The organism is Bradyrhizobium sp. 153 (genome assembly GCF_023073835.1).
GTDB lineage: Bacteria > Pseudomonadota > Alphaproteobacteria > Rhizobiales > Xanthobacteraceae > Bradyrhizobium.
This window is the reverse complement of sequence record NZ_JADPKH010000033.1, coordinates 64,121-75,621: the sequence shown is the minus strand read 5'-3', so window position 1 is coordinate 75,621 and position 11,501 is coordinate 64,121. Positions and strand designations below refer to the sequence as shown.

The 11,501-nt window shown below is 58.5% G+C and carries 6 protein-coding genes and 2 pseudogenes; 2 read left to right on the top strand and 6 right to left on the bottom strand.

The window, feature by feature from the left end; all coding sequences use genetic code 11:
• Window positions 1-196: 196 nt before the first annotated feature.
• Together IVA91_RS09635 and IVA91_RS09625 are read right to left on the bottom strand one after the other, a co-directional pair.
• A pseudogene (locus IVA91_RS09635) lies at window positions 197-760 on the bottom strand (IS5 family transposase); the annotation flags it as partial.
• Window positions 761-1,348: 588 nt separating this feature from the next.
• Entirely contained in the window at window positions 1,349-2,035 is a 687-nt protein-coding gene (locus IVA91_RS09625; RefSeq protein ID WP_247458629.1) for a Crp/Fnr family transcriptional regulator, read from the bottom strand.
• A 264-nt stretch (window positions 2,036-2,299) separates the two neighbouring features.
• Between IVA91_RS09625 and IVA91_RS09620 the strand changes: the two genes are divergently transcribed.
• The gene (locus IVA91_RS09620) at window positions 2,300-2,629 is read left to right on the top strand and encodes a response regulator (RefSeq protein WP_247458627.1); all 330 of its coding nucleotides are present in this window, start codon (window positions 2,300-2,302) and stop codon (window positions 2,627-2,629) included.
• Window positions 2,630-4,221: 1,592 nt separating this feature from the next.
• Here IVA91_RS09620 and IVA91_RS09615 read toward each other — a convergent pair.
• The 3 genes and pseudogenes from IVA91_RS09615 to IVA91_RS09605 form a co-directional block, all read right to left on the bottom strand.
• Window positions 4,222-4,406 (bottom strand): annotated as a pseudogene (locus IVA91_RS09615) (hypothetical protein).
• Between the two features lie 159 nt (window positions 4,407-4,565).
• A complete protein-coding gene (locus IVA91_RS09610) occupies window positions 4,566-4,802 on the bottom strand; it encodes a PilZ domain-containing protein (protein WP_247279121.1) in 237 nt (78 codons plus the stop codon).
• A 1,515-nt stretch (window positions 4,803-6,317) separates the two neighbouring features.
• Window positions 6,318-6,539 (bottom strand): hypothetical protein, encoded by a 222-nt coding sequence (locus tag IVA91_RS09605; RefSeq protein WP_247279125.1) that lies wholly within the window; start codon window positions 6,537-6,539, stop codon window positions 6,318-6,320.
• Window positions 6,540-8,753: 2,214 nt separating this feature from the next.
• Here IVA91_RS09605 and IVA91_RS09600 point away from each other — a divergent pair.
• Window positions 8,754-9,080, top strand: a complete 327-nt coding sequence (locus tag IVA91_RS09600) for a hypothetical protein (RefSeq protein ID WP_247279120.1) — start codon at window positions 8,754-8,756, stop codon at window positions 9,078-9,080.
• Between the two features lie 431 nt (window positions 9,081-9,511).
• On the opposite strand, the gene IVA91_RS09595 is transcribed toward IVA91_RS09600, so the two are convergent.
• Complete coding sequence (locus IVA91_RS09595; RefSeq protein WP_247458625.1) at window positions 9,512-10,837, bottom strand: adenylate/guanylate cyclase domain-containing protein; 1,326 nt, start codon at window positions 10,835-10,837, stop codon at window positions 9,512-9,514.
• Window positions 10,838-11,501: the final 664 nt, after the last annotated feature.

The window sequence follows — 11,501 nt, the reverse complement described above, 5'->3', positions numbered from 1 at the left end:
AGGCGACAGCTATCGGCTCCGCGCCAAGCGCAAGAGCGGCCTCATCAAGACGCTGACCGCCGGTGACGGCCCTCCGGTCGGCTCCGCCTCCCTCCGGCCTGCCACCGGCGGAAACAACCTTCAACCGAGATCATAATCGCGATGGTGGGGGCAGTTCTTCATGACGCAAAGGGGGCAGTTCCGGATGGCGTTTGACAGGCGGGATGTTGGCCCACGCGCCCTTCTTCACGGCAAGCTCTCTGATCCAGTCCGCGTCATAGCCACGGTCGGCAAGGAGCATTGACCCGACTTTCAAACGGGACAGCAGCTTTCCGCCAAGTCGAACGTCGTGGGCCTCACCGGAGCTCAGCGCCAATCGTACCGGCAGACCAGTTCTATCGACCACCGCATGGATTTTGCTCGTCAAGCCGCCGCGTGACCTCCCCATCGATTGGCGCTGGTTTCGTGTGATGCAGGCTCCATGCTGATGCACACGGACGATGGAGGTGTCGATCATCTGGACAGCGGCATCGTGGGCGGCGGCAAGTGCGTCTATGATGCGGCCCCAGACACCAGCCCGCCGCCAGCGAACAAAGCGGTTGTAGCAAGTGGTGTACGGACCAAACGCCTCCGGGAGATCACGCCAGGGCGCTCCGGATCGCAAGACCCAGAAAATTCCACTGATGACACGGCGGTCGTTTACCCGGGGAACGCCACGCGGCTTGTTCGGCAGCATCGGCCTGATGGTGGTCCATTCATGATCCGCGAGTTCGTAGCGCATGGTTCGAGCCCCCAGTTATGAGAGGTTTGAATCACGGCAGCTCGGCCGGAAGCAACGCTCCTAGCCAATCCCCTGATAGGGCTTATCGGCAGAAGCGTATATCAACTGACCGACGAAGCCCGTTTCTCCTATGTAGCCCCTAAGACAGACGCAGCAGGTGAAACGCCGTTAACTTTTGCTGCGAGGAGGACATAGCCATGCTGCAGAAGCGAAGACGGATCAAGCATACCATGACCTTCGATGAGCGACTGGCCAAGTCGGCTGCGCAACTTAAAGAGCAAGCCCGGGGGATGCCGCCTGGTCGGGAGAAGGACGCTCTTATGAAACGAGCGCGCCAGACCGACGTCGCAGTTCATATCAACGAATGGCTCACGTCACCAGGTTTGCGCCCACCGCGATAAATGACTGATCGTCGACTTTACACAGTCGGCAACGACGGGCAATTCGTGGCATGCCGGGTCTTTTCGTGCGAAAATGACAACGACGCGATTGCATGGGCAAAGCAGTTGATTGACGGAGCCCCCGCGAGCTTTGGAATCTCGCTCGGTTCGTAATCAGGCTTGAGCCGAGGTATGGCTCGGACCCTCATTAAAGTAGCTTATCGTAATTCAATCGAACCGCTTCGTAGCATTCGCAGGCGCTTTCCCTCAGCCCCTCAACGTTGAGGATTTCGATGCGCCCTCGCGTGTACCTGATCATCCCGGCTTGTTGCAGCGTATGCGCGACCGGGCTGACGCTGGTTCTGTTCCTGCCCAGCATTTCCGCCAGAAATTCTTGGGTGAATGGCAGGGTGTCGCTTTCAGCCAGATCACGAGCCCGGAGCATCCAGCGGCAAAGCCGGGCTTGAGTGTCATGTGCGGCCATACATGCCGTCGACTGTTGAGCTTGTGCGAATACGGTCTGTTCATGCCGAACGAGCATGGCGATCAAAGCGCGGCTTTGAAATGCCGCGGTCTCCAATGTCTTGGCGCTACACTCCAAGGCGTTGCCAGGCAGCTGAATGATTGCGCGGTTCAGGGATATTTTCCCGTCGAGCGCGGCTCCCGCTCCGACAACGCCATCTCGGCCGACCATTGCGGCCTCGACTGACTGTCCCGTTGACAGGGGCACGACTAATGACACCACGCAGGTCAGCGGGAAGTATACGACAGGTACCGGATCGCCGGTATCAAACAAAATGCGCTGGTGCTCAAGTTTGACAGGCCGGAGGTGCGGCTTGAGGACTTCGAGGTCGGCAGCTGACAAGGCGCCGAGGATACGGTTTGATTCGATCATTGAAAGCTCTCGCGCAGTAAGGCGGGAGCATTTCAACTCTCAGTCACTGACGCCCAATATCGTGGCCAGCAATGTCTCCTTCTTACGCTCATTCGGGCGGCACGTCTGTAGTGCGATGGACATAGCGCGGGCTGTTTCACTGACGGGGCGGGACCCCTACGCCTTTATGGGGCTATCCAAATGGCTGTTTGGAAACGAACTCAGGAACCATTGTGCGCCGCTTTACTTAGCATTCGTGGCCCCAAAGACCACCGAAGAGGTCAAATGGCCACAGTTTTAGTCGTTGAGGATGAAGTTCTAATCAGGGATCTCGTGGCGGGAGACCTCCAAGAGGCTGGGTTTACCGCGGTCGTCGCAAAAAACGCTGATCATGCCATCGCCATTCTGGAAGCCCGCAAAGACATCCATTTGCTATTTACAGACATCGAAATGCCGGGTTCCATCAACGGGCTGAAGCTCGCCGCTGCTGTCCGGGACAGATGGCCTCCGGTGCATATCATCATAACTTCCGGGAAGTTGAGGCCACTTGAAATTCCGGCAACGCGCTTTTCATCGCAAAACCTTACCTCGGAAAGAATGTTGTTGCCGCGATGAGAACCTTTGAAAATATGTCCCACTAGCTGCCCTGGTCTACTCTCCTGCCACTTGACGCATGGGTCTCTATCGCAGCGGATACTGCCTTTGTCGCATCACGCGCTTGGTTATGGGTACACGTCACTAATATTCAGGATAAACGGTCGCTTCAATTTTCCTTCGAAGCTGCACTTCGAAAGACAGCGACGAGCCGATCCCCTTCCCAAAGCTCAACGTCGTGCTCGCCTTACATTTGCTCGGCGCGACATCTCGCAGCCTGCTCATCGATGCAGTCGAGCTTCGCGGCGCAAATCACGCGCCGGCTGCTGTCCATCACGAAAACTCTATACCGCACGATGGCAGTCCGATCAAAAGGGGACCACCATCGTAGTCGAGTGTTCGTTTAAGGCAGCACCAAAGTAAGCGCGGGGCGAGGAACGTTTGTACGTGTGGCAATTCGGCTATACAGCGCCTGGAACTCCTCCGTGGCGGCTCGTCAGGGCGGCGGGCGCAGCACGCTTCAGGAGCCCAATCTGAACGCGTGCTGAAGCGAGCGGCTCGAGCTCAAGATAGAGAGCATCCCCAAAGTCATCAGCAGTACGCCGAGCCAGGTTACCGCCGGCTCTGTGCCTTGTTAGAAGCCTCTGCAGTGAGCACGATCGTGCCGAGCGCTATACTCAGAGGTTCGGACGAAGTTACCTCTTCGGTGGCGGGCAGGCCCCATGCAGTTGCTCATCACGGATTTGATCTTGGATCGGCACGGAGGGCGCGAGCGAGCGGCTATGCTGGGAAACGAGGGCCGCTGACATCCCGGCGGTGCTAGTACCGAGATCGGAGGCCGCATCAGCTACCTTGACTCCGGCATGCGGCGGCCGAGGCGGCTCGGCTGGTTCGGAGCGCAGCAGCTCCGCGCGCATCAACGACCCCGTTCTGCCTTGGCCGTGCGGTCCCCCTTTCATCCAAACTGGCGGTGCTATCTTTGGCCACCGGGCGACGAACGGTCTTCTTCACCTTCCCAGTAGCCTCGGTCAGGAACCAGCATTTGCGGTGCCCGTCCATTCGATAGACCCAATGTTGGCCGTCGGGGGTCGAGCTGCTGGGGCGTCGCACGCATTCCGCTTGCGGTGGAGAGATCGTTGCAGGTGGGGGTGCAGCGGTATTGAAGATATCCACAAGAGGATTGGAGGAGGCAGGCGCCGTGGAAAGTGTTTCAACAAGGACCAAACTGACGAGGCACAATCGCAAATAACCGGACATCGAAAGCTCCCGGTGTTGCGCCCCGCCACCATGACCCTTCGCACCGACCTTGGCGGTCATGCGGCTCAAATCGCGCGACGCGATCGATTCATTGTGCTCGTGCCCCGAGGTCCGGGTCCGAATGCAAGGCCAGCGCAGCCCCTCAAGGTTGCAAAGTGCAGTCCCCGGTCGAATGGCCATTCCGCGCCTCGCGCGGAAAGGCGTTGGGTGGGCACGGAGAGAAGGGTGTGTGGCTAGGCTCTGACGAGTTGTTGCGCAATCGACACGTAAAGCATGGGCTTTGTATTTATCCCACTTCTCCGGTGGTTCGTCGTTTCGTTTGAGGTCGTCCATAGTGCGGCTGAGTAGATGTGCTATTAGCGCCGATGGCCAAGCTTGATTCCGAGCGTTAGGGCTTTCTGACGCAGAGAGCCTTCACTTCTTTCGTCAGCTCTGCGATTTTCGACACCGGTGTCTTGGATCGGAAATGCGCATGCAGCTCTTTGACATCCGTCTTGGTATACTCGCGACGCGCGATTGCCTTTTTGCTTTGCTTGGCCATAGCCGCTCCGATCAGTTTGGAGCAACTTATAACATGCTCAACTAGATCAAGCGATACGGCTCTGAGAATTTCGATCGCGCCTGTTTTTCAGAATCGACGCCTCAACAAGTTGATCACGTCTGTCGAGCTCAAAGTTTTCGCTTCGACGCCCAAAGCCCGTCAATAGAATGCGACGGCAACTCGCTTTGCCTTGCGCCACACCACTGCGCAGCGGCGCGGTCTTCCGTCCGGAACAAGGGTCAACGCAAATTCGTCGGGTAGTTTGTCATCCGCAGCAAGATCAAGAGCGGCGCCGAATCCCGATATGGTGCGAATGGTGCACGCAGTTGTCGATCGACCGAAGGTGATTACGCCGCACTTCTCAATCGGCGCCGAATGAGGGGTCTTCTCATCCATGATGTCCTCCAAAAGTAGCAATCGTGCGCGTCTTCCAGGTCCATCAAAAACCAGTTCAACGCTCAACACACTTTCATGTCCTGTGGCTGCAGTCGCACTTCAGGCCTTAAGGATCCAACCGACTTCGACTATCTGTTCGGCCCTCGGTAGCGGTGGACGCGGAATAACGTCCTTGATTCCTGCTCGCGTTGGCCCGGCCGTTCATTCGACACGTATCTGACACCCGGCTACTTTTCCGTGGCAAGACCTACATAGCGGTAACTGCACAGAGATGGCGGGGCCTATCATTAGATCATTTAACTTGACGCTACGGCCTCATTCGAGCGTTCGGTCACGAAGAAGCCCACCAGCCGTCGGGAAAGGGCTCTAATCGCTCGTGACCGTCATTATCGTTCGCAGGCATGCGAAGAAGCGCCTCGACACGTGGGTTGAAAACTCGGCATGTGCTCAACACGGGACTGTTCGATTGGCCATGATGGTGCGCAGCAAAGCCACGTAGAAGCGTGGGGTCAGTTGGCCAAGCAACGGCCCCCCTCTGAAAGGCAACCTGCCAACCGTGATCTCGATTTCGCTGCATGCGATTGCTGGTCCCGTGCTGAGCTAACGTGAAACTCGGGTTGTTCCGGTAGTCGCGCCCTGGTGGAAGCTACGGAAATCGCCGCCTAAGACGACTGCCGCCAATCCAAGGCCAGGACGCATGCAGCGGCCAAGGACCAAAGCGCAATTGCGACCTGCTTATGCACGGCCATTCAAAATCTGAGCTTGGGCGCTTACGCCCATCTAGATCAAGAAAGCGCTAAGCTAATGGCCGCAACTTGTTTTGAACCACTTCAACGGCAATCCGAGGAGATAGCCTCGCTTTTTCAACTCATCTTCGGTTCTGTTCAAAATCCGGGCGATCAAGCTCGGTGATGTTCGAGAATTCACCAACTTCCGAAAGACCTCGTCCTCGCGTCTTGTCCAGCGAGTAGAGGACATGCTCACCTTGATACTCCTAACCTCAGCACTCGAAGAAACGGCTCCTGCATTGGGGCAGGGCAGGAGATGCTGGAGCCGCCTCTTCCGAGATCCTTGTGCGTTCGTCCGGCACAATTGACCTAACCATAAACCGGAAATTAAATATTCTCTAATTTAATTTTGTTTATTTGCGATTAATTATTAATTGCCAGGCGTTGCATTAGGTGGGTACCCGCCCTCCGAGATGCGATAGAAACTCCTATTTCTCGGCGGCCGCCCCGCCTGACCTCGCTCCATAAACACGCCAGATCAGGTCACGCGGGCCCGCAAAATGTCCTTGGAAAGAGTATCGGGAAACTTGGCTGTCGGAAAAGCCTTCCGAGCCCATCTCTCCTTGTTCTCGACGGCTAGGCCACGTTCAAGACCGCATCATTTCGCGCGGAAGTGAGCGACAAGTTGTTCTGATGAAATCTGGTGCGAGTGGCCTCGGTTATGCCGAGGCCGCTCTCAGTGGCCACGGCGGGTCACCCGTCGCGCTCAGCGATGCCCTGCTTCAATTCAATCAGCGTAAACACGTGGTCGGCCGGATTCGGCAGTCTCGTTGGAGGCCAAGCAGCGTCGCGCCCGTTCGATCTGTGCGTCGGTAGCGCCGTGATTACGAGCGTACATCTCGGCCACCTTCGCCGAATATTTCGCGACGTAGTATCTGACCTCGCTGCAAGATATGCGCGTTGTGGGCCTGTGATGACGCGAGGCGAAGGCTTCGGACCCCAGGGGCATCAGCAGCAAGGCAACAATAGCCCCCGCGCGTACAATCATTCCCCGCCCCCTCGTTCTGTCTGCTTGGTACAGAGAGCAGGTCTGAGTCGCGCACACGACGCAAATTAAGAATGGCGCACTGGTCAAGGTGCCGGGAAACTGTTGCTCCGATGCTTCGGTCTTGCGGGCAATAGCTGCAGATGCAGGTGCTCGTGAAGCGACCCGATGCGGCTTCGTGTCAATGTCGGGGACGCGATCGTTGCATTGAACGGTAGCTATCGCCGCCGAAGGACTCTCCTTCTCCGCGCGACCTTCGGTGCCGCCCAATCCTTCTCGCGTTAGCGGCTCGCAGGCGTCGCCGGAGCGTCTGCAGTTCGCCAAATAGTGCGATAAGCCCCTCGACCCGTTCATGCAGAACAGCCGAATAGTTGTAAACCTGACCTCGATTACTCATTACAGCCTCGAACAATGACTATTGAAACAATATGCAGGCGACAACGGGAAGAGTATGCAATCGGAGGTAGGACCATACAAGCCCCAAGACGGCAGCGTGAACGTGGAAGGCCAGAGAGGGTAGTCGTTGCGCATCCCTTTCGCTTCGCGTTTCGGTTAGCTTCGTTTGAAGGTTCAGTCGATTTAGACAAGACGGGGATGCTGCAGGACAAGGATGGGCACCCGCGCCGGCACGCGTGTGGCGCTTACTTCCCTACTGATTGGCCGGGTGTTCGCTCAAGCGGCGGCCGAGGCTTGCCCAACCCCGTCGTACCCGAGGGAGCCTCGCCACTAGCTGTGGTGCTCCCAACCCGCTCAAACGTGGTGACGAATGCCGCGAAGGCGGCGACTATCACGGCAATCGCGAACAACAGGATCACAGGGTCGGGATTCCGCTCGGTACTCATGAGCAACTCCACTCAGACGGCCTGGTAGCTGAGCAGCCCTCCAACTAAGCTCCGCACCGGGGCGTATCAATTCGCTCGAGCTTCGGCCGAGCGCTTAAAACGCGGAGCTTATTACAGGTTCAAAATATTTGTTGGTCAAACCCGGGCGTTGGTTCAGATCTATCTCTGATCTTGGGTTAGCGCCTCGCACACGCGGGTGCTCCCCGCCAAGCGTCATCCCGATGTTATGCGGCTCTTGGACTGACGTCCTTAGCGTCGTCGAGGCTGAATAATATGTGGCAGGTTTACTGTCGTAGCCGGAGCGGTGACTGCGCTGCTTCGAGATTATTGAAGTCAACTGCGGTTGCGAGATCCGGAGGCGGTATCATCCACCGGCGGCGAGCACCACGTGCGCGATTGGAGCGGTCGCCGATCCGAGCGGGCAGCTACATCGAACAAAGGCGTGCCGCCGATGTTAGAGAGAGCATCAGCCCGCAATGGATGCGAGTAGACTGGCCCAGGAATCAGCCCCGAGGCTGGCCAGGCCCGGTCGACTCTCTTGGCGCAACAGCACGCCGCAGAATGCGGCTCGAGCTTAAAACAACTCGCAGGACCATCAGAAGCAGGCGCCCAGGTCGCCGTCCAGGCATTGCGAGTAGGGTCACGCTCATTTGGAGCGCCTCCCGAAGCCTACAGGCACGGCTTCCAATCGCCCTTATGGCCACTTGGCTACCATTCGGGATCGTCGAAGCCGCCATACTCCCGCACGATGTACCCCCGCGTGAAGCGCTCGACCGGGCGCCAGTGCTCGCGAATGACGATTGTCGGAGTCGGGGGCCTCCAATAGTCAGGATGGATGACTATTGTCGGAGACGGCGGGTAGACATAGGGCGTATGAACACGCCAACAAACGTCTCCCCTACACGCAATAGCGGCGGAGGCGCCCGCACTGGAGAGCGCAAGAAGACCGGCAGCAACGCTAGCGCCTAGAAGAGCGTTCCTGCCCAATGACCGGTTCAGCTCGTTCATGTTTCCCTCCTCAGTAAACAGCGTTTCTTCTTTGCTGTCTCAAAACAAACCCCAGCAGAAACCGCCTAGTTTCAAGCTTCTAAGATTAAAACTCACCTGACTTCGAAAGCACGATCAAGTTCTCAGCCATCTGGGATGGATTCAGCCCTCCCCTCTACCTTGGCGTAGCCATGGCGAAGTGACCGAGGGCGGCCGCCTAGCAGGGGCGCTCCTATCGCTTGGGCGGCCCTTCGCAATCCACGGCTCTCTTATTCGTGCCGAGCGCATCGGCTGTTAAGGGTTGGTTTAGTTCCCGGCATGATCATCGGGGACCACAACGGACCCGAGCATGCAATTGCGCCATGCCAATACCTTGGAGATCGTGACCGTCGCAGATCACGGCAGGGGCGAGGTCGCGACGCGGCCCGTCACTCTCGAGAATCTGGCACCTGTTGGACCCTCAATGCGACAGCGGGTCCAAGCGATCTATCTTCCGGTCGCCTTGCAGCTCTACGGCGTGACCACCCACGAGCTGTTGGCGCGTTCGCGCGCTGTCCTCATTTTCACAAACGAGGTCGATCCGGCTGGCAATGTGACCGTCTTCGTCGACGACATATGCTCTGTATTCTTGCACCTTGCGCTCTGGTCTGTGCCGCCGTCCCGACGGGCACTTTAGAACGCATCAAAATTGGGAGTCTAGCCCGCGGGCGGCGCTCCCTTAAGGACGCCCTTACTCCGTCGGAGGGACGGGAGTTGCATTAAGAAGATTAGAGATGGCTGTCACCAACTGGGCCGGTGCAAACGGTTTAGCAAGCAAAAGGCTATTTGGAACGCCGTGAACTGGCCATTTGTCGGTGCTGGCTCCCGACATGTGGACAATGGGGAAATTAGGGTCGATGGCCCTGGCGCAACGTGCCACCTCCCAGCCGTCCACAGTGCCGGGCAAGGGAGCGCAGGGCAGCGTCAAAGTGCGCCTAGGGTCAACAGCGCCGTTTCACTGGCGCCGTGTGAACTACGAACCGAATTTCGCCGTCGGGCCAGGAGCTGACGCCTGCGGCACCCAGCAACTTTGCCTGCTAAGGAGCAAAGGGGCTTTCGGTTCGATGACTATCCGCTGGCCGCGAACAGATCCCACTTTCCGGGCAGGCCTTTTAGTTCGTAAGAACCGCGCTCGGCGAACTTAAGTCCGGCTCCCGCGACGAGGTCGGTGACGACGCGCGACACCAGAACTTCGTCGGAGCCGCAATGCGACATCACGCGCGCGGCCGCGTGCACGGCGACACCACCAATGTCGCTCCCTCTGATCTCAATTTCCCCCGTGTGCAGGCCGGCGCGGACGGATAGCCCGATCTGTTTCGCCGCCGAGCCAAAGGCCAGCGCGCAGCGCACCGCTCGTCCAGGACCGTCGAAGGTCGCGAGAACCCCATCGCCAGTGCTCTTCACCAGATTGCCGCGGTGTTTACCGACGATCTCTCTTGCAATCTGATTGTGATTGCCGAGCAGCTGAAGCCAGCGCTCGTCGCCCATCGCAGTCGCGCTGCGTGTGGAGCCAACAATATCGGTGAATAGCACAGTCGTTAGCACGCGCTCAAACTCAACCGCGCCGTGATCGCGGCGGCCAGTGACGAACTCCTCGATATCTCCGGGCACCGTCTCATTGTTGGCGGTCCAGACCGCGTGGTCGCCAATGGGATATTCGATGTATTTGACGCCCGAGATCGCGGCGGCGAGCTTTCGGCCGAGTTCGACCGGCACTTGGAGATCGGCCTTGCTGTGCAACACAAGGGTCGGCACCTGCAGCGTCGGCAGGATCGCGCTGACGTCGATCTGGCGGTTGAGCCGTAGGAGTGTTCGCAGCCCGCCGGGACTACTCGCCAACCGTTCCCACTTGGCATATTGCGCGATCACAGCTGGATCGACCGCCTCGCTGGGAGCGATGGTTTTGGTCAGTTCGCCGGTACCCCACAGCCTCAGGATCTGCTCGAAACGTGCCTCCCACGCCTCATCCGAGAGGCGGTCGGCGGATCGGCTGAAACATCCGGTCAGAATGAGGTGCGACACGCGCTCAGGGTATGTCGCGGCGAACAGGATACTCATACAACCACCTTCGGAGAACCCGACCAGTGCCGCGCGCTTAGAGCCGATCGTGTCCATGACGGCGCGGACATCGTCCATGCGCACCTCTAGCGACGGCGCCCCCGACATCCGGTCCGACATGCCCTGTCCGCGCTTGTCGAAGGTCACGACCCGAGCGAAGCTCGCGAGCCGCCGCAGAAAAGCGGTGTATCCTGGCAACTCGTGCTGAAATTCGATGTGTGAGATGAAGCCGGGAACCAAAATCAGGTCTATCGGCCCATCGCCCGTCATTTGATAGGCGATGCTGACGTCGCCGCTCAGGGCATACCGCGTCTCGGGCAGCTTGAATCCAGTCATCGGCGAACCTTGGGCCTCCCCATTGTTGCCTCCTAAATAGCTGAGATCAACCCCGAAGCTTCTGCCCCTCTGCTGCGGCGTCTAAAGCACCTCAGCATTAGTCCCGGCCATGTCCGCCTTGGGGTCATTCGCGTCGATTAGGCCGTGTCGCCACCACGTCCGGTCTGCACTCGGCTGCCGACGGTTCTGCGAGGAACCAGATCCGACGAAGGCCTAGCGTAAACGAGCATCGCAAGCTGACCCCCAGTGCGGTATCGGTGTTGCGAGCTCCGACGGAGGTGCACATGAGGCGCAGCTGGTCGATGTTGATCGCCGTCGCTGGGGCGGTGTTGGTCTTCTTCTCCATGCCCGCCATTGGGAGCAGCGCGCCGGCTTCGATACGTCTGCCAAGCAAGGGGCAATCCGCAGGCATCGATCTATATGACGATCCAGCTCTCCGGGAGACAGCGAGCGTAGTGCCCCGTATGAGCGGGCCTTCGTTTCCGTGAAATTGATTTCAGGAGGTAAGCCTGCTTCCGTTAGGCACATCCGTGCGTTGCGAAAGCCGGCGTCGGCGACCATCGTCACGATCTGCCCCACCCAGAACTTCAGGTCCGATGCCACTCAGCCAGTCCGAGAGACGGCGCAACTGATCCTTGGAAGAGGCCTCGCGGAATTTGACGAA